This is a genomic window from Enterobacter sp. JBIWA008 (assembly GCF_019968765.1).
Classification (GTDB): Bacteria; Pseudomonadota; Gammaproteobacteria; order Enterobacterales; family Enterobacteriaceae; genus Enterobacter.
Window position 1 is genome coordinate 1 of record NZ_CP074151.1, and the last position, 21754, is coordinate 21754.

At 48.4% G+C, this 21754-nt stretch carries 23 protein-coding genes; 7 read left to right on the forward strand and 16 right to left on the reverse strand.

The genetic code is table 11. The features are described 5' to 3' along the window. The 3 genes from KGP24_RS23855 (at position 1) to KGP24_RS23865 (ending at position 3531) form a co-directional block, all read left to right on the forward strand. A complete protein-coding gene (locus tag KGP24_RS23855; protein ID WP_223563646.1) occupies positions 1-861 on the forward strand; it encodes a RepB family plasmid replication initiator protein in 861 nt (286 codons plus the stop codon). 493 nt (positions 862-1354) lie between these two features. After that, positions 1355-2560: an AAA family ATPase gene (locus KGP24_RS23860; protein WP_223563647.1), complete on the forward strand. Its 1206-nt coding sequence runs from the start codon at positions 1355-1357 to the stop codon at positions 2558-2560. Next, positions 2557-3531 (forward strand): ParB family protein, encoded by a 975-nt coding sequence (locus tag KGP24_RS23865; protein WP_223563648.1) that lies wholly within the window; start codon positions 2557-2559, stop codon positions 3529-3531. The genes KGP24_RS23860 and KGP24_RS23865 overlap by 4 nt, the downstream gene beginning before the upstream one ends. Positions 3532-3662: 131 nt before the next feature. Here the strand turns inward: KGP24_RS23865 and KGP24_RS23870 are convergent, their stop codons facing one another. The 8 genes from KGP24_RS23870 to KGP24_RS23905 all read right to left on the reverse strand — a co-directional run bounded on the left by KGP24_RS23870 (position 3663) and on the right by KGP24_RS23905 (position 10712). Next, positions 3663-4370 carry a phage tail protein gene (locus KGP24_RS23870; RefSeq protein ID WP_223563649.1) on the reverse strand — a complete coding sequence of 236 codons (708 nt, stop codon included), beginning with the start codon at positions 4368-4370 and terminating at the stop codon, positions 3663-3665. 13 nt (positions 4371-4383) lie between these two features. Next, positions 4384-4941 (reverse strand): hypothetical protein, encoded by a 558-nt coding sequence (locus KGP24_RS23875; protein WP_223563650.1) that lies wholly within the window; start codon positions 4939-4941, stop codon positions 4384-4386. Between the two features lie 65 nt (positions 4942-5006). Then, entirely contained in the window at positions 5007-5498 is a 492-nt protein-coding gene (locus KGP24_RS23880) for a baseplate protein (protein WP_223563651.1), read from the reverse strand. A 9-nt stretch (positions 5499-5507) separates the two neighbouring features. Beyond that, complete coding sequence (locus tag KGP24_RS23885) at positions 5508-6083, reverse strand: hypothetical protein (RefSeq protein ID WP_223563652.1); 576 nt, start codon at positions 6081-6083, stop codon at positions 5508-5510. Between the two features lie 64 nt (positions 6084-6147). Then, positions 6148-6858, reverse strand: coding sequence for a hypothetical protein (locus KGP24_RS23890; RefSeq protein ID WP_223563653.1), 711 nt, complete (start codon positions 6856-6858; stop codon positions 6148-6150). Positions 6859-6898: 40 nt separating this feature from the next. Then, a complete protein-coding gene (locus KGP24_RS23895) occupies positions 6899-8509 on the reverse strand; it encodes a phage tail protein (RefSeq protein ID WP_223563654.1) in 1611 nt (536 codons plus the stop codon). Positions 8510-8573: 64 nt separating this feature from the next. Further along, positions 8574-8852, reverse strand: coding sequence for an Ig-like domain-containing protein (locus tag KGP24_RS23900; protein WP_223563655.1), 279 nt, complete (start codon positions 8850-8852; stop codon positions 8574-8576). A gap of 117 nt (positions 8853-8969) precedes the next feature. Next, positions 8970-10712 carry a capsid protein gene (locus tag KGP24_RS23905; protein ID WP_223563656.1) on the reverse strand — a complete coding sequence of 581 codons (1743 nt, stop codon included), beginning with the start codon at positions 10710-10712 and terminating at the stop codon, positions 8970-8972. Between the two features lie 226 nt (positions 10713-10938). On the opposite strand from KGP24_RS23905, the gene KGP24_RS23910 reads away from it, so the two are divergent. Continuing rightward, complete coding sequence (locus tag KGP24_RS23910) at positions 10939-11283, forward strand: hypothetical protein (protein ID WP_223563657.1); 345 nt, start codon at positions 10939-10941, stop codon at positions 11281-11283. Between the two features lie 617 nt (positions 11284-11900). On the opposite strand, the gene KGP24_RS23915 is transcribed toward KGP24_RS23910, so the two are convergent. The 8 genes from KGP24_RS23915 to KGP24_RS23955 form a co-directional block, all read right to left on the reverse strand. Further along, positions 11901-12377, reverse strand: a complete 477-nt coding sequence (locus KGP24_RS23915; RefSeq protein ID WP_223563658.1) for a hypothetical protein — start codon at positions 12375-12377, stop codon at positions 11901-11903. Position 12378: 1 nt separating this feature from the next. Continuing rightward, complete coding sequence (locus KGP24_RS23920; RefSeq protein ID WP_223563659.1) at positions 12379-13161, reverse strand: hypothetical protein; 783 nt, start codon at positions 13159-13161, stop codon at positions 12379-12381. A 738-nt stretch (positions 13162-13899) separates the two neighbouring features. Beyond that, complete coding sequence (locus KGP24_RS23930; RefSeq protein ID WP_223563660.1) at positions 13900-15948, reverse strand: Dam family site-specific DNA-(adenine-N6)-methyltransferase; 2049 nt, start codon at positions 15946-15948, stop codon at positions 13900-13902. Next, positions 15929-16834 carry a recombination-associated protein RdgC gene (rdgC, locus tag KGP24_RS23935; protein ID WP_223563661.1) on the reverse strand — a complete coding sequence of 302 codons (906 nt, stop codon included), beginning with the start codon at positions 16832-16834 and terminating at the stop codon, positions 15929-15931. The genes KGP24_RS23930 and rdgC overlap by 20 nt, the downstream gene beginning before the upstream one ends. Positions 16835-16893: 59 nt before the next feature. Further along, complete coding sequence (locus KGP24_RS23940; protein ID WP_223563662.1) at positions 16894-17526, reverse strand: baseplate protein; 633 nt, start codon at positions 17524-17526, stop codon at positions 16894-16896. After that, a complete protein-coding gene (locus tag KGP24_RS23945) occupies positions 17523-18503 on the reverse strand; it encodes a tail length tape measure protein (RefSeq protein WP_126336306.1) in 981 nt (326 codons plus the stop codon). The genes KGP24_RS23940 and KGP24_RS23945 overlap by 4 nt, the downstream gene beginning before the upstream one ends. 3 nt (positions 18504-18506) lie before the next feature. Next, positions 18507-19274, reverse strand: a complete 768-nt coding sequence (locus KGP24_RS23950) for a baseplate (protein WP_182403680.1) — start codon at positions 19272-19274, stop codon at positions 18507-18509. Continuing rightward, a complete protein-coding gene (locus tag KGP24_RS23955; protein WP_223563663.1) occupies positions 19271-20065 on the reverse strand; it encodes a phage tail protein in 795 nt (264 codons plus the stop codon). Before KGP24_RS23955 ends, KGP24_RS23950 begins: the two co-directional genes overlap by 4 nt. Before the next feature lie 142 nt (positions 20066-20207). Here KGP24_RS23955 and KGP24_RS23960 point away from each other — a divergent pair, with 142 nt between their 5' ends. The 3 genes from KGP24_RS23960 to KGP24_RS23970 all read left to right on the forward strand — a co-directional run bounded on the left by KGP24_RS23960 (position 20208) and on the right by KGP24_RS23970 (position 21743). Beyond that, the gene (locus KGP24_RS23960; RefSeq protein ID WP_079899846.1) at positions 20208-20519 is read left to right on the forward strand and encodes a type II toxin-antitoxin system HigB family toxin; all 312 of its coding nucleotides are present in this window, start codon (positions 20208-20210) and stop codon (positions 20517-20519) included. Then, the gene (locus KGP24_RS23965) at positions 20516-20935 is read left to right on the forward strand and encodes a helix-turn-helix domain-containing protein (RefSeq protein ID WP_079899847.1); all 420 of its coding nucleotides are present in this window, start codon (positions 20516-20518) and stop codon (positions 20933-20935) included. Before KGP24_RS23960 ends, KGP24_RS23965 begins: the two co-directional genes overlap by 4 nt. A 70-nt stretch (positions 20936-21005) precedes the next feature. Beyond that, on the forward strand, positions 21006-21743 hold the full coding sequence (locus KGP24_RS23970) for a hypothetical protein (protein ID WP_182403676.1): 738 nt from the start codon (positions 21006-21008) through the stop codon (positions 21741-21743). Positions 21744-21754: the final 11 nt, after the last annotated feature.

Here is a 21754-nt window from a genome sequence, read left to right on the forward strand (position 1 = left end):
ATGAATCAACCATTTATCTCTGATGTGCTGTACGCAGACATTGAAAGCAAAGCCAAAGAGTTAACAGTTAATTCAAACAACACAGTACAGCCGGTAGCATTGATGCGCTTAGGGGTATTTGTGCCGAAGCCAACCAAAAACCAAGTTGAAAACAAAGAGATAGATGCGTCCAAGGTATTCTCTCAATTGGAGATTGCACAGGCCGAAGGTTATGACAATATCAAAATTACCGGCCCGCGACTCGATATGGATACTGATTTTAAGGTATGGATTGGCGTAATCTACTCTTTCAGTAAGTACGGCCTTTCCTCCAACACGATACAACTTTCTTTTCAGGAGTTCGCCAAGGCGTGCGGCTTCCCTTCAAAGCGTCTGGACGGAAAGCTTCGTAACACCATACACGAATCACTCGGACGTTTGCGTAACAAAGGTATCTCCTTTAAACGTGGCAAAAGTGCGCGAGGCAGTTACAACACGGGCCTTCTCAAGACCGGGTATTTTGATGCTGAGCGTGACATTGTTGAGCTGGAAGCAGATTCAAAGCTGTGGGAAATTTTTCAGCTTGATTACCGTGTGCTGTTGCAACAACATGCGCTGCGAGCTCTGCCTAAAAAAGAAGCTGCCCAGGCAATTTACACCTTCATTGAGAGCCTCCCGGCCCGCCCTATTCCTATCTCGTTCGAACGAATTCGCGAGCGCTTGGCTTTGATGTCAACTGTTAGCGAGCAGAATAGAACCATTAAGAAAGCGATCGAGCAGCTGAAGACGATCGGCTACCTTGACTGTTCTATCGAGAAAAAAGGGCGTGAAAACTACATCATCGTGCATTCTCGCAATCCCAAGCTCAAGCCTTCTGAATAGTGTGTGCTGGAGGGCATTGACCTCCATGGTGCGTTTGAAAATGTGCGCTGATGGGACTGCGCGCACTGAGTCAGCGTTAGTTACCCTACAGCACACATTATTTCCCCTACAGCACACATATTACATTTCATTTTCCCAGCAACACACATGCAATTTTGCCTTTATCCCTTCAGGGCACACGCATAGCCAAGCCTCCCCCTCCAGCACACATGCTCCACCGGCTATTACGCCTAACTTTTCCCCTCCAGCACACACTTTTTGAATCCACATCCCTCCAGCGCACATCCAATTATCGTAAAGTGTGCGCTGAAGGGAGGATTGTAGTCCAAACGTTCTACGCCATACTGCGGTTATCAAAAAATCCCTCCAGCACACATATTACGTGCAATAAAATCACGTTTAGCGATAATTTGTTGCACGTAGTCGTAATTGTTGTACACTCCAACCTTGCAAAAGCAATGTCCCCAACATTGAAAACTTCATGGAGATCAGAATGAAACGAGATTACGGTGGTGTAGGCTCCATAGCGCGCAGGGCTAGCCATTTGCTTGAGTCAATGAGCAGGGACATTGAAGAACAGCGCAAAGAGTTTAATTTAACTGAATATTTCCAGACATTTACCCGGAATGCTGTCGCTAAATTACCTAAACTCAGCCGCAGGATTGTCGAACAGGCCATTAAAGAAATGGAAGATGATGGCTACGAGTTCAACAAAAAACAGGTTGGGAATGTCGAGCAGTACGCACTGACAATCCAGAACGTCATTGATATCTATGCTCACCGCAAGATTCCAAAGTATCGGGATACCCATACATCGCCATACGTTATCTTTGTAGTGAACCTGAAAGGCGGGGTTTCGAAGACTGTCAGCACCGTCACTCTCGCTCATGCGCTTCGAGTTCACCAGGATCTTCTTCGCCACGATTTGCGCGTTCTTGTTATCGACCTCGACCCTCAGGCATCGAGCACTATGTTCTTGGATCACACACATAGTATCGGTTCTATATTAGAGACGGCTGCTCAGGCGATGCTAAACGACGTTGATACTGAAACGTTGCGTAAGGACGTGATCCGCCCAACTATCATCCCTGGCGTTGATGTTATTCCTGCTTCTATCGATGATGGATTTGTAGCTAGTGCATGGAAGGAGCTGGTTGACGAGAACCTTCCAGGTATTAACCAATATGAAGTGCTTCGCAAGGTTATTATTGATCGAGTTGCTGATGATTATGATTTCATCCTGATTGATACAGGGCCACACCTCGACCCATTCTTGCTAAACGGCCTGGCTGCGAGTGACCTGATTCTCACCCCTACTCCACCGGCGCAAGTCGATTTCCATTCGACGTTAAAATACCTTACCCGCTTGCCTGAAATGCTGGAAACATTGGAACAAGAAGGTATTGAGCCGCGATTGTCTGCCAGTATTGGCTTTATGTCGAAGATGACCGGAAAGCCAGATCACCAAGTTTCACACAGCCTTGCTCGTGAGGTATACACCAGCAATATTCTCGACTCGGCTCTGCCGCGACTGGATGGTTTTGAACGATGTGGTGAGACGTTTGACACAATTATTAGTGCGAACCCTGCATCCTATCCTGGTAGCAACGACGCCCTGAAAAAGGCCCGAACAGAAGCGGAGCATTTCACTAAGGCTGTGTTTGATCGCATCGAGTTCTTGAGGAGCAAAGCGGCATGAAGAAGAAAATAGTAGCCCGTGGGCGAAGCATTTTAGGCAGTGATAGCTCCGATTTTATCCGTAGCCTTGACAACCAAGGTGGTGAGAAGGTTTTCACTCTTAAGTCAGGAAAGCAGGCTAAATTCACTCTAAAGACCATTGTGAGTGATGAAATAGAGCAGAAAACTTTTGTTGATCCTGCTGTTAATGGTCGTGATCAGAGAAATGTAACTCCTGAGTCAGTGAGCGATATAACGCGAACGATCACTCTTCAGCAATTTTTCCCGGCAATTGGTAGGGCTGTAGGTGAGCGCATTGAGGTATTGGATGGTTCCCGCCGCCGAGCTGCCTGTATTTTTAGCGGCTCGAATTTTGAAATCTTGGTTACAGAAGATGAAATAAGTTTTGAAGATGCCCGCCAATTGGCAAAAGACATCCAGACCGCCCGCGAACATACACTTCGTGAAATTGGGCAGAGATACCAACTCATGCACGAGAACGGCATGACAAAGGATGAGATCGCGCGCACTGAGGGTGTATCTCCTGCAAGTGTTACCCGAGCATTCCAAGCCGCTTCGGTACCAGCTGAAATGGTCGCGCTATTCCCGGTCATCAACGAACTTTCGCTTGCTGATTACCAACTGCTGCTTAAGCTTTCAGAAGAGCTAAACAACAAAGGTGTTCCCCTGCCCGAGTTAATTGCAAAAGTGCAAGAAGACATCACTGCAGCGGAAGTGGAGAGCATAACTAAATCGTTAATCCTGGACTCGTTCAAACGTCACACAAAACAGTTGAACCCGCGACCAGTGAAAACAGTCCAAACTGAAAAACTGCGTGAGTTCGAAGATAAAAAACAGTTTGCGCGTAAGAAAACTGACACGTCTAAACGCTTAGTGACTTATGAATTTGCTCGCCTTCCAGTGTCAGTTCAAGCTGAGTTGGATAAAGCCATTAAGCAGGTAATGGATAACATGCAGGTACCAGCGAAGTAAAAAAAGTGGGAACTTCAGGCTGTTTTCTACCAAAAAGTTCCCACTAAATTTTCAATTCTAACTAGCTAAAAAATAGGGATTTTATTAGTTTCTTTCAATCTGAAATTCCCAAGACCCACGCCCCTGAAACCTCAGAATTCGATAACACTTCCTGCCGCAGACTTCGCAGCTGAGCCCACTGCACCGGCCGCTCCAGATAAGATCCCCTCCACACCAGAACCAGCAGACGTGTATTTCTGAAAGGTGATCGGATAACTTAAAAACTCTGTTACCTGGTCACGTGAGCGGGTGATTTCTCCAAGCTGGGTAGGAAATACTCGCATCTCTTCTTCCAATGTTTTTCCGCCTTCTTGGGACACGCGATACAAACGGATATTCATCAGGTATGAAGGCGGCAAGTTGATAGTGCCATCCCGGTTTGTCACCTTCCCTTTTCGCTCTTTAAACCATTCCATTATTTTGCCGTCCTCTGTATCACGAACAGTCATCGTGACGAGCCCAGCGGTAACATGGGTTGGTTTATTGAACTCCACGCTACCTATCACCTTACTTTCTGTTTCAATAGTCCCATGCCCATAAGTTATGTCTTTAACAAACATGTCAAAGCCATTTAGCCCATCTACATCGACTGTCCACTGCCATCCTTGTGCGTAGCGTATACGCATAGCGGCCGCGATGATATTTTTCCCGTAGGCAACATCATTGGCATAATTCCCACGCACACCTGAACCGGAAAGAGCTTTATCAAGGATGTCGCTAATAAGGTTGCTGGTGAAAGATTTAGTATTGAAGGAAAGAGAACTTGAAAGAGTGCTCTCAAGGCCGCTAAATATCCCCACTGTTCTGCCCTCTTTATGATGCCGTGGTTGCGCCTGGAATGATGGCTCTGTTCGATGCCATTTTTTCTTCCATGTCTAAAACTCGCTGGTGGAGCGTTACTTCGTCTGGAAGGTCAGAATAATCGAACTTTCCATCTATAGAAGCGCGTCTTAAACGTGCAACATTAAGGACTTTTATTAGCGCTTCCAGATAGTCCTCAATCATACCGATAATAGCTGGGGGCAAATGCCATCCTTCAAAACCACGATCTCGCAGATTCATAAGGTACTGCATTTTGAATGGCCATCGTTCTGAACCTGTAAGATCCAGTTCGATGGTATCCCCTACTTCATCAGAGTAAACAAGTAAGCCGTATGCGTCGGTAACATGGATAAGTGCTAAATAGTCATTAGGGCGGGATATAACCGTCCCTCCACCCTTTTCCAACTTAACAGTGCCAATGACCCCCGCCCTATCCTGGTATGCTCCCAGCGCCTTCCTGAGAAGGGAATTAAGTGTTTCCTCTTCTCGTACAAGTAAAGGGTTAAAGCGTTGCTTTACGTTATCAAGGAGCTCGGCGGGCGTTGTCATGGTATTCCCTGCAAATTAAGATTAAATGCCTAATAGGCGCTGCGATTAAGCCAGCGCCGATTCTGTTACTCAACCCAGTTGTATACGACGCGCAGTGTCGGACGGACAACGGTCGTGACGTCTTCAGATGAGAAGTCCACTGCATCAGAATAGATTTTGCAGTGGGAGAAGGTACGGATTAAGCCTTTGTGATCGCCGCTGTTTGACTCTGCTGCTGCCTGGACCGTTACTTCGATATACTTCTTACCGTAAACAAGCTCTTTTACGGCGGCTAGCACAGCTCCATCAATGGTTTCTGCACAAGTAACCTGATATTCACCTGAGTTGCGCAGCGTACCGTGCTGGTTGAACTTCATCCCGCCAGGACCAAAATCTTCTACGTCTTCACGTGTCATTTCCGGAATCTGAGTAGAACGCACTAGGATGCTCAGATTGTCATAACCTTTAAACGTCATCCAAAATTCTGAGCCAATCAGCTTCTCGCCAGCTGCAATATTTTTGTTAAAGCGAGATTTGAGAAAAGCGGTATCTGCTTTAGTATTCGCAAAACCAGACATAGAGACTCCTTAAGTAATAAACACAGTGGAAATATTGCTGCGATTAAGTGATGTAATGCCGCTGCATTGGAGAGTGACAGTGTTGTGAGAAAAATAGCCTTCTGAGGTTCGTGGAGCATCCAACTGATAAGTCACATCTTTAATAACCACTCCTGAGAGAGCTATTGTGCGACCTATATTTAATGTCACTTGCTCTGGACGTCGCCCGAGAGCGGTGTACTCATTGAGTTCTGGAGAGCACATTTTTAGTAGCGTTGTGATAGCAGCATTAACTTCTATTTGCGCGTTTTGGGTAGCCATGAGATCAACCGTTAAACTAAACTCTGGCGGCTGCTGACCTTCCCAGACGAGCATAGAGTTAAAGATCGTCTTTGCGGTAACGCCCGAAGCGGATTGAATAACATTGGCTGTAGCGTCCAGTTTCTGACTTACAGCCCCCATAATTCCGCTCAATGACTGATTCTCGAACGGCGATTGCCACATAGCTGAAAGAGTGGCAGAGGAGCCATCGCCGATATAGCCCACAACCATATCCTCATCAGTACGGATGTAGATTTTCATTAGAGGGCTAATGCCATCCGGCATGATCGCGCCACAAATCATCTCCAGACCTCCGAATCAGGCCACCATTACTGATGGCCGGATATAGTTACATGCCGCGTTTCTTGCGCAGCTTCATGGACTTCTTGCGGTGCAAATTCGCAACAGATGTATGAGCCTTACGACGAGCCTTCTTTAGTGCTTGTTTCTGCAAAGAGTTGAGGCGACGAGGGCGCGGGCGCTTACGAATAATTTTCACCTTGCCGTCACGAACAACTTTTTTACGAACGGCTTCGAGCATAGCTGTATCGCCCCCGGCAACTGTATACATTGCGATAGCCTCCTCAAGCATGTCTGAATCGTTGCCTGACAGAGCATCGAAAACTCGCTCCGCTGCTGAATCATCCATGTCATCGATCATGTCGGTAACATCATCTTGGTCTGCGCCCATGGACACTGCCGCATCAGCCAGCGCGGCCAAGGCAGCGTTATAGGCATCAACTTGTTCATCTGTGAAATCAGCGTCTTCATCTACGCCATCTAGCCCAGCCATAATAATGGCCAAAGCATCAAAGGCGTCGGCTTCGGGATCATCATCCTCCAACCATTGCGCGATCATCGACGCAGCGAGGCCACGCTCATCACCTTTGGCGCGCGCGCTAACAGCTTCAAGCATTAATGCTTCACCATCTTTATGCAGTTCCTGCTCTCCCGGTTTACGCTCTCCTGCGCTTTCAAGCATTGCCTTATCGTCAGAACCCTGCACGGTGGCACCAAAAAGAACACGGGCCAGGGGATTAGCGATTGTGAAATTTTTCATGTTTTATCTCTTAACGGCCGCCCGGAGGGCGGCTCATGGTTTATCGCATAAGGATTGGTTTACCGATGATGCGGCGCGCTGAACCGGTAGGGCACACTGCCCATTCGACTTGCCAGTAATCGCTCTCCAGTTGAGCCACGGTTATTACAAACGGCTCTTCGCCCTGTGACTTATCCCGGGGCTTTACTAGCGCGCCTGCTGAATAGAAGCGCTCCAGTAATTCGGTCATGCCTTTCGTGAGCGACTCTTGGGTAACACCGTCCGGCTCGTGCTTGATAGCTTCAGCGAGCTCATAGAAACTACGGGCGATGGCATTCATCAAGGAGGAGACGTGTTGGAAGCGGAGGTAGTTCTTTTTGCTAAACGTGGTCAGCGCGTCATCAATATAAACATCACCGCTAGCCGACACTTTTACAGGATTTATTCGTGCCGTAACGAACGCTTCCAGGTCGATAGCATCGAGGTTTGGAATCTTGGTGATGTTTTGACGATCGATAATGCCTCGCGAGGTGCCTGCAGGTGAGTAATGCCAGCCACCGACATCTGGTACCATCGCAACACCTTTCGCTTTAGCTACAAAAGCGTCACAGCTAATACCGAAGACAACCTGCATGCCAGTTGCACTGTCTTTACAGGAATAAGGGAAGTAGTAGCGTGCGGGCTGGTGTGAACCACCAAAGCCATGACCTTTGGCTTCAGTGATCGCAGCTGCAGCTGTCTGATTGCCTGAAAGATCATAGAAGAAGTCGACGCGAACGGCTTCTGCCAGGTCCTTCAGTGCAGACAGTACAGTTGAGTCGTAACAACCCAGCGAGAGAATGGCAGTTACATTGATCGGGGCTTGTTCCAGAATAGCCAGTGCTTTCAGGTATTCTTCAGCAGTAACTTTCGAGAACGTGCCATCAGAACCACCAACGAACGCCACATCTGCGAACGTAATACCTGAGAACAAATCATCTTTATCATCACTGGTGATCACGCAACCTAGGCGGGTAGACATGCTTTCCAACATGGTTTGCAACCATGCTGGTTGGCCCATATCGTTGACGGCCTCTGGGTTGAAAGAAACCTGATGAGTTTCGAGTTGTTCCACAGAACCATCCGATTGGGTTTCTTTTAGCGTCAGGTTGAGAAGGTCGCTATCCTCATCACTATCAAGCGAAATTGTACGATTGGCTGAAGCCTCGCCGTCTTTGATGTAAATGATGGCCAGTTCGCCATCCTTAAGTGCTGGTGTTTCGTGAGGACCAAACTGAGCCCCTTTTAACACGTACTCACCCAGAACGGTGAAGGATTCGCCTTCTTCAACCTGGTTCTCTTCCCCAGAAGCCTTAGAAATGATGATGCCCGGGACCTTCATATCTGAAGGGCAAACGCGCACTACATAACCATCGCCACCTTTAACCGCCTGCTGGACGTGACGGAATGGCTCGAATGCCGAACCCAGTCGAGGATGGATTGGGGTTCCAAGCACATCCTTATAGTTCGATGCTGTGACCTGTAACACCTTACCCGGCGCGCCACGGCGAGAAATCACCAGACCAGCGAAAACGGAGCTACCGCCGCTGCCGGTGGATAGGGTCGCATCAGCGTTAACAGGCATAATGCCGACGCCAGCTGCTTGCCCTACTGAATATCCGATCTTATTCATTGCACTTACCCCTTCGGCGTGCGATTTGAACTAAAACATTTCCCCCCCATACGAAGGAGGAAAATTATTCGCCTACGGTGAAGGTGTCACCCACGGTAGCGTCTTGTTTTTCGCTATCCACGCTGACGCCCTCTACGGTAACTACTGCCGCTTTAACCACAACCTTATGAGTAACGGTGTGGCCACCATCAGCAGTTGTAATAGTCAGTTCGGCTTCGCCAGGACCTTCTGCTTTACATTTATTGTTTTTACCCACAGATACGACCTCAGGGTTACTTGATACGACAGTAATGGCCTTATTGGTGGCGTTTTCAGGGAAAACGGAAACTTTGATATCTGGCATTTTGTTCTCCTAACGCCCCATAAGGGGGCGTTGTAAATAGACGTTTTATGGCTTATTCAATTGCGAACGAGTCACCCTCGGATAACTCCTGGCCGTCAGATGAAACTGAAACGCCAGTTACTCCGACTTTTTTTCTTCTTCATCCGTGGTTTCCCCTGGATTTGATGCTGAGGAGTTAATCTGGCCTGTCAGCATGTTGATCGCGCCTTCTTTGGAGTGCGTCAGACGTAAACGTGCGAAATAGTTTTCACCGTTACGAGGGTGAACATCATTGATCGCTGAACCCCACAGTGTTGTACGGTTAACCAGGCTCGGGTTGGTTTCGTGGACGTAAGGAATTGCTGCTACTGCATCACCGGCGATCAGACCTGCTTTGCCGATATCGTTGCCGCGACCATAGAAATAGATGTCATCCAGGCCAAGGTCATAACCCTGTTTTTGGAACTGCTCGCAAACTGGAGTAGGGACTTCGTAAATGCGGATAGATCCAAAAAGGGTACCGATGTACTGAATATACGGAGACTGGACATAACCCGGAGCCAACTGGAAATGCTGAGGTGGTAGTGAGCGCAGGAAGTTAGCTGCATCTCCACCAGCGAAGCCACCGCGAATACCTGACGCCAGGGTGCGGTTAGCCATATCTTGGGACAAAGCATTCACAACATGGCGCATCAGACTTACCCATGATTCATAGCTTTGTGCTTCTGGAAGAGCAGCATCGAATTCACGGCCATACACGGTATGGAAAACCAGCGTGCGAAGGCGCATTACATCTTGTTCATGGCTGAGCCACTGGCGCATTGCTGAGAACTGAGTCGCAGCCATGTTAATACCAAATTCACGGCTGGCATCAGACGCGGACATGATGGTGTGTTCAGATGCAACAACATACTGAGACGGCTTAACTTTGTAGTTACGCATCGCCTGGTTGATGACGGGGATCAGGTTAGGAGCACGTTCGATGTTGATCTCAACCTGTACTGCAAGCTCGGTACCTTCAGCTGGTGCATCGGTAAAGGTGATATCAATTACACCGGTGTCGTATGCAACCTTCGCAGTAGCAGCAAACAGATTGCCTTTGCTATCAGAACCGTTGAAATACAGATTGCCGTCACCATCGTCAACTTTCGATGGTTTACGATTGATTAACAGCTTGTTATAGCCTGCACGGATAGGGCAGTTTTGTCCTTCAAAGTTCTTTATATCGAACTTGAAAACTTTGGTTACACCATCGCCTTTTGCCGCCAGCTGGTACAGTCGTTTCATCTGACTGTAGACGCCAGCGCTTTGCATATTCAATTCATCGCCTGGCTTGAAAGTGCCAAAATTGGTGCCTGCGATGTTGATGAGTTCGTAGATGTCTGATTCATCACGTTCGCATGGGATGAAAGTACAGGCATCGCTTGTGGCTGCGCCTAGGGCAGCTGGCAGAATCAGCGCTGCAAATTGAGCGATGCGCATAACACCATCAGAACTGCGCATGGATTCAGCAGCGGACTCGAACATCGCCTTACCGGTGCCGCTATGCTTATCTTTAGCGCATTCTGTCATAAGGTTTTCGAGCGCGACGTGACAGTTTGCCAGCACGTCTACAGCCGGGTAACGGCCGTGCTCTTGTTTATACTGGTGCATAGCCATAGCCCAGCCACCTGCAATTTGCAGGGCTGCATCAGGATCGACACCTTCGAACATTGGCACCTTTTGCACTGCTGAGGTAAGGCTCGCCGTCATGGCGGCTTCATCGGCAATCAAATTGCCTGCGCCGTCGGTGATTGGTTCGATAGTCATCGCCATGACGGAAGCCGCCCGACTCATCATTTCTTTCTCGCGTTTGCGAGCTGGCTGAATATCTTTATTCACTGTTTAGCCCTAAATTCGGGCGCGGCGTGAAAGTTCTTTTGACAGGCTTAATCTAATGACATTGTTATATAGTCAAGACTGTCAAAAATTTTAAATTGCTTGAAAAACCTCTCATTTTAGATCTAAGATTGAAAATCAGTTAGTAATTTTCTAACATAAAAAGTGAGAGCAATTGATGGGATACAATATTTTTCTAACTTATCCTGGAGGGTCACAGAGTCACAAAATGAAGACTCTGTGCCGTACCAGAGCGCAAGCTCACCTGCAAAAAATCCTTGATGATGCCGAGCTCCTGGCTATGGCGGAAAAGCTCACTATTCGCCATTCTGGCCGCAAGATTTTGGATATAGCGACAAGTAAGCCTGTTGATGAAATCCAAAATGCGATCGAGTGGCCAGCTGTTGGTGCACAACGAAAAGTTAAACAGCCTGTAGCAGCCACTCTATATATGCCTGAGGCAGTCCGAGACTGGCTAAAGGGGGAGGGTAATGGGAATGTTAGCGCGGGATTTCGTAAAGTGATGCAGAAGCAAAACCCGGCATTAAGTGACGAATGGGTTAAATCTAAGTGAGTCACGTCAATCCATCCCGAACACAATACCGCCTTATGCTGGCAATAGCCTCCGCTATACCCACCAGCCTGAATCCTCCTTTGGGCTGGCCTGCTGTAGTGGATGACTGTGGCCAGTATTACGGTTCCGATATTTTTGGGGAAACGAAGGCTCTCGCGCAGCTCTGCAAGGCTGGGGTATTGCATTGCATCGGTGAGCCGGATGATTTCGTTGTTCAACTGGCAGATCGGGATTCCTTCTTATTGTCGTGGAAGTCCGGTGCACGTGAGGCGGGTTTAGGTAATGGCATAGGGTACATTGATTATAGTGATTGTCCTTTGGCCTTTGCTGCTGGTTACATGCACTGGCATAACCGATGTAAGGGAAGGGTGCGTGAATATAGGATCAGCGAGTTTTATGTTTGCCACGGCTTCGAAGAGGTCGACAACCAAGACATATGGCTACAAGAGCCATAGTTGAAGCTACATACATAAAAGGCCGCTATGCGGCCTTTTTGTTATTGGATTGCTTCTTTGTTGCGTTTGTTTATCAGAAAATTGCGTTCGTTACACTCTTCAACTTTGGTGAAGAGTATTTCCGTGTACGCCGGATACTGGTTAAACAAGATGGGAGAGTTTTCAGGAACTATGCACGGCTGGTAATCGATCACCGTTGCCATGGGCTTGCTGTTCGTTGTTATCGTAACCTTCATGGGCTCTACGGTTGACTTCTTTTGCCCGATCCCGCTGCATCCGGATAACGTCATCAGGAACAGGCTCATCACTAACCCCGGCATTGCGAATTGCCTTTTCCAGACGTTTGATTTCATCCCGACTTTTCTCCTGTTGTTTGGAAAGTTTGATTTCTAAATCTGCAACTTTTTGTTGGTAGTTTTGTTCAACACCATTCAGCCGCTTTCGCTCTTCGAGCTCTGTTTTCCTTTGAGCCTCGCTGAGGTTCAAAGCGCTTTCCAGAGTGCTTACATTTGTTTTTAAGGTCGAATTTGCGCCCTCAAGTCTCTCTATGTAGTTAAAGTGGTCTGATACTGCATTCACGGCCTTATAGCCTGCAAATAATAGAAGCATGGCCACAACTGCGATGATGGTTTTTTTCAAGTTATTCCTCCTTCAGAGATTCGATTACACCAGCGGGCATCAGCAGGCTTAATGCAGGTAAGATGGCCTGATTAGTCATCATGGAGCCGGTCAGGGTTATAGCTACTGCGTTCTGCAGGCTGGCTGCCGCGAGCACCGTCGATTCACTGATTTTTGATGTCGCTATTTGTGTCGCAGCGGTCGCTGTTAAGATCTGGTCGGATATAACCGCTGCGCTTTCTACGGCAGTTTTCAGCGCCAATAGCTCTTCATCGCTTAAAGACAGTGGCACCGGAGCGCCACCAGCTCCAGCACCGCCCTCTGTGCCGGTAGTTGTGCCGTTTGAAAGCTTGTTGTTTACGGCTGTCATGGCCTCCCGCAACTCGTCAATGTTGAATTCATATACACTTCTTTTAAGCGACCGGGGTGTGCCTTCGTCTCCCATACCGGCAACGAGAGGGAATGGTTCACTCACAGATAACGATGCCGCTTTAACATGGCATTCCCAACCCAGCTTGATCTGTAAGAGGTCAGACGGCGTGCAATATGGAGAAATGGCTCCTGCAAGTGCGCTTGCAGCATTAGCGGCTTGGGTAATGATCTCTGTGAACGCTGGAAGTTGAGACGTATACGCACTGACTGAAGATGGGTAAGAAATTCCAGGCTGAATAAGCGAGCCGATAGTTGTCGCCAGGTTAGTAGCGGCATCTTCAGCTTCTCTGCTTAATATGACTGCTGCAGGCTTAATAAGGCCTGCATGATTTAGGATATTGAAGGCATCAATCTGGCCTTGGGTATCGAGCATTATTCAACCTCAAATGAGCCATCACCGGTCGCAACTACCGATCCGCACGAAACTGGGTCGCCAACACAAACTCCCGCTTTACCTCCAATGACGAACCATGGGCGAGTAGAAACAGCCGCGCCCGGGTGTGAGCTATTCCCGTCGCTATGATCAGGAAACGCATTCCCATCCACTACTACCGGTTTCCCATTAACTGTGAACCAGGGCACTGTCTCTGCTACCTGGCGGGATGGAAACCCGCCATGTCCGGAGCAAACAGTATCGCTGATCGCTATAGCACTCATAACGCCTCCTTTGATCTAGTGGAATTCTGGTCGGTTTGTGATTTGACGTGATAGCCCACCGGAGGTCTTGTGATGTTGAGTAAAGGTAAATTCTCTTTTCGTTCACGAGTGTTTTGTTGATGAGCGATTAGAATCACATCCTAATCGTGTTCGCGGCGATGTTGCTCGGACTGCGTTGCTGGCCGGTTTTGCATTAGCTGAGATCGGTAGCCGGTTGCCTGGCATTATCGTCGCCACATTCAGCGACGAGACAAAGGGTGAAACCGCGCGCTATATTGGCGTCATTCTTAGAACTTCAGTCACCATCAGCTGAGCCAGCCGTAAAGCAAACCGAAGAAACGCGGTTGCGCGGGGAAACAAGCAAGGGAAATCCTGACGAGACTGATAATTCAGCGATCGAGCGGTTTTCCAGCCTATTCCCTGAATAAAAAAAAGCCCCTTAGCAGGGGCTTTTTTAGCATCCAAGTTTAGCCAGGATATCGCTGGCCATCTCCCGGCTACCGGATTTACACGACACCGAACGCCGTGCCTGCAGCTGGTGGAGGTCAAAACCGTTATTGCGGTACAACTCCCGTATCTTAGGCGTGCCACTGTTCGTGATAAGCACCTTTGCTCCTCGCTTATGAGCGGCCACCAGCTGTGAAACCAATCTTTCCTGTTCGTCAAAACCGAAGCTGTGGCCAGAATAGCTCGTGAAACCATTCTTGCCCGGCATGGGCTCGTATGGAGGATCACAAAAAATAACATCTCCTTCACCTGCCTGCATGATCACGCCAGCGAAGTCGCCAGTGACAAACTCGCTTATGTTTGCTGCCCCAAGGAACTGCTCCATCTCTTCAAGTGGGAAGCGAGGCGCTTTATATTTGCCGTAACCAACATTGAATTCTCCGGACAGGTTATAACGCACAAGGCCGTTGAAGGCGTGACGGTTAAGGTACAAGAATGCAGCGGCTAAATGACACTCGTCTAAAGCTTTCTCATTGAACAACCTACGTATTCGAAGAAATGAATCGGCGGTATTGTAGTTCTCGAAGTAATGATGGGCGAGGGTTATAAGAGCATGCCCCTCACGCTGTAATACCTTATAGAAATTGATCAGGTGGCCGTTAACATCGTTCAGGAGATTCTGTTTATAGCCCGCATTGGTAAAGACCGAACCGCCGCCGACAAACGGCTCGATCAAACGTTTCCCGTGCGGCAAGTGCTCATTCAACACTTCCATTACGGAAAACTTGCCCCCAGCCCATTTGAAGATCGGGCGCTCAAACTCTTCCGGCGCGCGAATGACGCGAAGGTGTGTAACGGTGCTCTTGAGGTAGCTAGCGTTGCAAATAGCATCGTCGATACGCTTGCCAATCCAGCTCATTACTGGCACCGCCATAGAGTTGCCCAGTGCTTTGTAACGCGGCCCATCAGCTGCAAGTTTTTTTGCTTCTTCGTCTGTAATATCAGGGAAGTAATGATGCAGGTAGGTAATATCACACTTTAGGATTTGCTTACGCTTTGCTGTAGGAATCAGGGTGTACTGGTCAGGGAAGCCCTGAAGTCTTTCACATTCAACTGGAGTCAAGCGCCGGATAGTAATCGGGTCCACTGTAACAACAATTGGAGCCTCATGATTACAGGTAAGCGTTGGCGTTGCGCCATCAGTTTTGATCTCTGCTCCGCCTTGGCCATGTGCCATAACTATCAGATGGTTTTTTTCGACTTCGTAACTGAGTCCAGTGCCATGCGTAGCATTGTCGGAAGAGTTCTGCCGCGCACTTCGGTGCGGCGGAGTATCCCTGCGCTCGCCTTCGCGCTCAAATAGTATTTCGGATGGATCGATGTCTGTTCGAGCACTTGAGACAACGAAGACACGATTGCGTTGTTGGGCCACGCCGAAGTATTGGGCATCGAGAGTTCGCCAGGCCACTTTGCGCTTTCGTCCAATAACACAACCAGACTTTGGCCACTTTGGAAAATGTTGACCGGCTTTTTTGCTCCATGTCCAGAAAGTACTGGATTTTCCGTCTGCAGGTCGTTGACCTGGTTCAAATGGATCATCTTCACCAGCCAATCCGGCAATGAAACAGCCGAATGCGTTATCTGTGGAGCTGAGGACTCCGCTAACATTTTCCCACACCGAGATTGCTGGCTGGTGGCCAGATTTAGTACGTGTCTCATCGATAACATCCAGTAACTCAACATATTTTAGAGTCAGCCGCCCACGCTCGTCTTCAAGACCACCTCGTAACCCGGCAATTGAAAATGCTTGGCAGGGCGTGCCACCCACTAACAAATCAGGGGCATTAATCTCACCCGAAGCAATGCGACTGGCTATTTGCGTCATATCCCCTAAGTTCACAGTGTCGGGATAACGATAAGCAAGTACAGCTGAAGGGAAGGGGGCTACCTCGCTCAGCCAGTCGGCGCTCCACCCAAGCGGCCCCCAGGCGCAGCTGGCCGCCTCAATACCAGAGCAAACTGAGCCGAAGCTTACCTTAGCGTTGTGCTTCGCCACCAACGACCTCCACCAGTGCGGTAAACAGCGCAGATAACTCGGCAGTAAAAAGAATGAAGTCAGCGTCAAATCTTTGAAGCACATCTTCACGGTCGATTTCATCGTTCTGATCGTACAGTTCGTCGGTGAAGCTAAGTCCTTTGATTGTCATGTCATCGCACAGGCGGAATGAGGCACGATCGGACCAGTTTAGACCGACGGCAGTAGCTACCTTTCCTGCGTCGATATGGGTCAGGACTTCCTCAGAATGCAGATCCTGTTTCTTACAGCGCACAGCGCCGCCATCTTCCAAAATGGCTTTGAGCAGTACGTCTGTACCGGCAGTAAAACCGCGCGGGAAACCGCTTCGAATCCATTCGGTGATGGTCAACTCTACTGGTTCAGCGGGGGTGAATGGAACGACCGGCAGACTTCCTAGGGACTTACGCAGCAACGCCAGCATATCTTCAGCCTTACGAGCGCTATTGCCTTCAACAAAGACGAGTCCTTCTTTACGGTCCACTATCAGGCGATTGCGCGATTTTCGGGTGAAGGCTCGGGGGAGAAGTGAGTGTAATACCTCATCCTTCAATGAGTCCTTCTCAGTCTTCTTAAGCTTGCGTCCCTGCTCGGTTTCAAGCTTCGAAATTTTTTTATTCAATTCGTCCTTAATGACATGCGTAGGAATGATTTTTTCCTCCCGTTGCATCGTCAGAAGAAGATATTGCCCGCTTTCATACGTTAGATTATCTCCGGTCGTTTCTATCCACCCAGCAGTGGCCAAATCCTGTGAGCCACAAGGTTTAAAAAGGAAGCTTTTAAGCGATTCATTAACGGCTGCTGTCTGTAGCTCAACGTCACGCGAGAGGCGGTAAATCAGAATGCCTTTGAATGCTATAGATTTCATTTATCAACCTTAACTGTTAGAAAATTACTCTTTATTATCGTCCACAACATCGGCATTTGCTACGCCTTCTTGAAGCTAAAGCTTTTGGCCAAGGCTGAAAAAACACCCTTAACCTTGAAATTCAGGTCTCCACCAGCTTCGATGTCTACATTCCCTCCAGCAACTACTTTCGCGTCGCCGCCCACGTGAATAAATAATCCAGCGGGGCCGATGATGTATGGCACACCGTCTTCACTCATGCCGATACGGCTACCAGCTGCAGTGTTAGCGATCTCGTAACCTCCACCAGCGGATCGCAGTTCCAGAATGTTGTTGCGGTGGATAACAAAATCCTCAGTGGAAGAGAGGGCAGGGCGGCTGGGGGAGCCTTCGATCTCTTCAGGCGTCCAGGGAGTCCCCTGGCCTGAAGCTTCTGCAGCCACATTAGGGACGCCGCCCGGGGCGTCCTGCGCAGCGCCTACAATGAGCGGGCGACGAGTGTCCATCTGGCCATTCGCATCGGTGTATGGAAACTCAACCCAAACAGCATCGCCCGCCAGGGTAGGAACAAAGGCATTTCCGATTGGCAACTGGTATTCGGCCCAGGGGAGATCAATTTCGTCCACCCCGTTCCAGTCAGGCAACACGCGAACTTGCGCGCGCATCAGACCGCCAGGGTGCTTCGTGCCAACGATAACGGCGCGGCGTTTCATTGATTTGGTACTCCTAAAATCATGCGCGTGGTGTACCCCACCCGGTCCTCAAAGTGCGCTACGTTTTTGACGATCATTTTCTGGGGTAGTGATTCATTCAGCTGGTTTTCTTCGTCATAGCGATGAATAAGGATTTCAATGAGCATGCCAGGCCGAACAGCAGGATTCCCCTGTACCTCTATATCCAACTTTGGTACGAGCGTGAGCTGCATGTTTCTTAGCGTTTCCATATCAGCGTCAGAGATGTAGCGTACCGGCAGCGACGGATCTCCCGACTCGATATACCCATCTGTCATTGAATACCCGACGAACCGGTATTCCTTGTTGGCGGTTGCTGCATGATCCTGGTTGATAAAGCTTATCTTCGATATCGTACGTTCTGCTTTTGGGTTATTAGCCTCATAAGTGAACGCTGGTTTCTGCTTCATCAGGTCCGCGAGGGATGAGAAGAAGAATTCCCCCCGGCACGTCCAACATAATGAACCTTTATCACGGGCCATCTCTGCCAGCATCTTAGATGGCTTTTGACCGGCATTAAGATGGTACGTAACAGAGCGCTTTTGCGTGCCGGTCGCCAGTTTCAACGCACCTATGTAGCTTTTAAAGATTTCGTTCGGTGTTTTGTTCGTATGCAGATTAGTGCGAGGGGAAGGAATCTTAAATCGCCGGACGTCTTCGCTCACCGCTATTATCGTCACAATGTCCGATGATTGGGTCGCAGAAGTAATGAAAAACGCGGTCTTAAAAGCTGTTTCCTCACCCTGTGGATCACCCATTTCAGCGATTAATGCTGCACCGTATTTCGCTTTCCAGTCATCAACAACGGTACCAGTAGCATCACGCACTTCGATTTTCAGCAGAGGGGCTTTGAGGCTTGCTTTCTCGACATATACGGTTGCAACAATCCACTCTCGCGGTACCTTGTTGTCGTTGATCATGACGGATTGCAGAAACAGCTGGTGGAGTTCTTGCGCCATGATTTACCCCACTGCCAGCGTCGTTTCTGTCACTACGCGGGTGGCATCTAATTCAAAGGCGGTAATGACATCAGCCAGCACTGAGATTGGTGCTTGAGCGGCGTAAATACGCTCTTCGGCCAGCGGAGCAGAGACATCAGAGAATCCTATTTCTTTTGCGTCTTGCAAAGAACAGATCAGCGGTACTGGCACGCGGACAAGCTTTGTATTGGCTTCGAACTGAGTAGACATTAATAGTCGAATGCTTGCGCCCAGGGAGTTGCACATCAGCCCTAGAGTGTCTTTATCGGTGGCCATGATAGTGACGTCATAGGTGATGATCGCCTGCATGAATTCCAGGCTGGCCAGTGGCCTGCCATCATCGGGATCGCTAAATGATGAACCGATACGGCGATCTACCTGCTGATCGGTGTTGTCATAGTTGATATCCATCGAGCGAGAGATATTGATGAGCGGTAACGCGTCCCGGTTTAACTGCAGATCATCAGGCTTTCTCCCTTGCCCTGCATTAGCCCGGCGGATAGCTTTAAGGCATTCTATTACGCTATCGAAGCGGCCCACGTAAATCCGTTCCGCAGCTGGACGTGATAGGAATGACTGAAAACGTTTTTCAACCGGGCGTGGTTCCACCAGCAGCACATTATCGAATGCTTTGCTGATCAGAGTGGCCAGGGCATCGTCTACCGCGTCAAATCCCGTGGTCTGCTGCTTACCTGTTTTGCTGACCTTCCACTCACCGGTTCTGGATAGGAGCTTGCTTTTATCACTCATTGGACGTGACCCCCATTTGTGCTGTCGAAATTGCGGGCCGGGATACAGTAATACAGCGATCCTACGTGCTGAGTGCCATAGCTGAAGATACGATGCACATACCACCAGCGCCGGGCGGTACCGTTGGCCATTTCCTCATTCCATTCCAGAATGGAGCCTACGGGCACGTTATTGGCTGCTATACGCAATACCAGAACGTCATCCGTTAATCCGTCCTGTTCACCATCACCATCAACTGCGCGGAAAGACTCGCGTCCATCCGGGTTATCCAGCACGTACACGATGTCAGGTTCTTGGTATGTCAGCGGCCGTTGGTTATTGTCGATTTCGGTGAAGGACTCAGTGCCGCTTTCGTCGTCTATGACGCCATACGTCCCAACATCAGGGCGATAAATAAGTGCCTGGAATGAGTCCGGACAGCTTTCAATAACCAGCATCCAGTCTGCACGGATCTGATCATTAAACTGCTTGTGACCATTGAATCGGGTCTTGAGTTTGGTATTTTGCTCACGAGCTGCCAGAGAAGCGGGAAGAGATGCTACATCAGGCTCATTGTCATCTGTTTCGCCATAACCACCAGCGAGATCACCATTATCATCAGGAGCAACACCCAAGGAGGAGGTGGACGCTTCCAGGTTGCTGAACGAGATGGAGTGCTCAGGATTTTCTTCTGAGACACTTCCCGTATTTTCTTCTGTCGGCGTTGTCGTTTCTGCCTGGGTGCTGTCATTTGCTGGTTCCTCCTGCTTCTGGCTTAACTCGTCGGTTAGCCACGCATCAAAACGGCCCATATGCCCTCAAGGTCCACTCTATTCAGGTTGAGTAGGGATTTTGGCGAGGTTGTGAAATGCAAAGATAGCGTTCACATATTGTAAACGGTAAAGGTCGATGCTATGATGTTCACATAATGTAAACGGATGGAACGACCGCAAGATGCACGTAATTTCAAAAGAGCCTTTTGAGGAAGCGGCAAAGCGATATCCCAACGATTCGTTAGCCATTCGGGCGCTGTACCGCTTAGTGCGCGAGACGGACTTCTCTTCTCCAGCTGAGATGCGAACTCTGATACCGAGCCTGGATAATTTTAAGTACAGGAATAAGTGGTGGGTTTTGGATGTAGGGGGCAACAACTTGAGGGTTATCGCCTATATCAATTTCGTGAATAAGCGCTTCTACGTGAAGCACATCGCAACCCACGCTGATTACGACAAGTTGACCCGCTATTACAGGGAGAACAAAGAATGATTACCGACACTGCAAAAGCCATTGAAGCAACCAAACAACTCGTAGCGGCTGTCCCCTTCCTGGGGGGCAGTTCTTCCGAGAGCGATTACCGCGAAGCGATGGAGCTGGTGGATTATCTGATCGAGAACGACGACGAGAACCCACTTATTGACTTCCTGGCGAGTAAGATTGCCGATTATGAAGATAACAGCCCTCGTTTCGCTGAGTTCAACAAAGCTATCGCTGAAATGCCAGTCGGCGTTGCACTTCTGCGTACCCTGATTGACCAGCACAAGCTGTCTTATTCAGACCTTAAGGATGAGATCGGATCTAAATCATTGGTCAGCCAAATCCTGTCAGGGCAGCGCTCTTTGACCATCACTCACATAAAAGCGCTTTCCGCGCGCTTCGGTGTAAAACCTGAGTGGTTCCTATAACCGAAAGATATAACTAAATCACCATCTGGTGATTTAGTTATTGCTAGATTTCATTTGTAAGGAAGCTTCCATGTCAGACGAAGTAGCAAAGCCAGGGAATGAAGAGGCTCTTAGTCCAAACCAGTCTCTGTCAGAGGCAATAAAAGATAAAATTTTCAATAAAATATATTTTTATATTTTAATTTCTTTCCTGTTAGTAAATTGGCAGGAGATATTAATTCTATTCAAATCAAGTGAAGATATTTTTTATACATTGTCTATTATCTTCACAAGCCAAATGTGGTTCGGTTACATGCTTCCGCCTTGGTTTGCACATTTCGGCTTGCCAATCCTATTTGGCACCCTTGCTTCAGCTTTAACTCCTTTTGTAACATATTGGATTTCAAGGGTTACGGCTAAAAGGTTTGCTAAAATTAGGCGTGCAGATAGAAAAGCTGATCTTGAGGTTGAAGATGAATTTCAAGACTTGCGAATCAGGCTTGTTACAAAAACAAATAAGGCGGATAGTCTTTTAAATAGAATCAAGCTTTTAGAAATGCAAAACGCTACCTTATCGGAGAAAAACACTCAACTTCAGGAACATAGAAAGCAGTTGTTTTTTGGCATTAAAGCATTTGTTGATTATTATGAAACAAAGGGGGCGTTGAAAACGCCAGAAGATTTTGCGGAATTTTTTATGTTGGTTGAAAAAACTGATTTTTACAAAGATGTAACAATAGTAGGTAAGGTAAATAAACTTCTCGAAAACATTAAGGATATTTACTTTGAAGAGCCAGAAGGTGAAATAACTACGACTGCAAATGAATAAGAATATGTGGC

Bases quoted from the DNA above. Each gene is read 5' to 3' on its own strand.
- KGP24_RS23855 (WP_223563646.1), top strand. From the start codon at position 1: ATGAATCAACCATTTATCTCTGATGTGCTGTACGCAGACATTGAAAGC.
- KGP24_RS23860 (WP_223563647.1), top strand. From the start codon at position 1,355: ATGAAACGAGATTACGGTGGTGTAGGCTCCATAGCGCGCAGGGCTAGC.
- KGP24_RS23865 (WP_223563648.1), top strand. From the start codon at position 2,557: ATGAAGAAGAAAATAGTAGCCCGTGGGCGAAGCATTTTAGGCAGTGAT.
- KGP24_RS23875 (WP_223563650.1), bottom strand. From the start codon at position 4,941: ATGACAACGCCCGCCGAGCTCCTTGATAACGTAAAGCAACGCTTTAAC.
- KGP24_RS23880 (WP_223563651.1), bottom strand. From the start codon at position 5,498: ATGTCTGGTTTTGCGAATACTAAAGCAGATACCGCTTTTCTCAAATCT.
- KGP24_RS23885 (WP_223563652.1), bottom strand. From the start codon at position 6,083: ATGCCGGATGGCATTAGCCCTCTAATGAAAATCTACATCCGTACTGAT.
- KGP24_RS23890 (WP_223563653.1), bottom strand. From the start codon at position 6,858: ATGAAAAATTTCACAATCGCTAATCCCCTGGCCCGTGTTCTTTTTGGT.
- KGP24_RS23895 (WP_223563654.1), bottom strand. From the start codon at position 8,509: ATGAATAAGATCGGATATTCAGTAGGGCAAGCAGCTGGCGTCGGCATT.
- KGP24_RS23900 (WP_223563655.1), bottom strand. From the start codon at position 8,852: ATGCCAGATATCAAAGTTTCCGTTTTCCCTGAAAACGCCACCAATAAG.
- KGP24_RS23910 (WP_223563657.1), top strand. From the start codon at position 10,939: ATGAAGACTCTGTGCCGTACCAGAGCGCAAGCTCACCTGCAAAAAATC.
- KGP24_RS23920 (WP_223563659.1), bottom strand. From the start codon at position 13,161: ATGCTCGATACCCAAGGCCAGATTGATGCCTTCAATATCCTAAATCAT.
- rdgC (WP_223563661.1), bottom strand. From the start codon at position 16,834: ATGAAATCTATAGCATTCAAAGGCATTCTGATTTACCGCCTCTCGCGT.
- KGP24_RS23940 (WP_223563662.1), bottom strand. From the start codon at position 17,526: ATGAAACGCCGCGCCGTTATCGTTGGCACGAAGCACCCTGGCGGTCTG.
- KGP24_RS23945 (WP_126336306.1), bottom strand. From the start codon at position 18,503: ATGGCGCAAGAACTCCACCAGCTGTTTCTGCAATCCGTCATGATCAAC.
- KGP24_RS23950 (WP_182403680.1), bottom strand. From the start codon at position 19,274: ATGAGTGATAAAAGCAAGCTCCTATCCAGAACCGGTGAGTGGAAGGTC.
- KGP24_RS23955 (WP_223563663.1), bottom strand. From the start codon at position 20,065: ATGGGCCGTTTTGATGCGTGGCTAACCGACGAGTTAAGCCAGAAGCAG.
- KGP24_RS23960 (WP_079899846.1), top strand. From the start codon at position 20,208: ATGCACGTAATTTCAAAAGAGCCTTTTGAGGAAGCGGCAAAGCGATAT.
- KGP24_RS23965 (WP_079899847.1), top strand. From the start codon at position 20,516: ATGATTACCGACACTGCAAAAGCCATTGAAGCAACCAAACAACTCGTA.
- KGP24_RS23970 (WP_182403676.1), top strand. From the start codon at position 21,006: ATGTCAGACGAAGTAGCAAAGCCAGGGAATGAAGAGGCTCTTAGTCCA.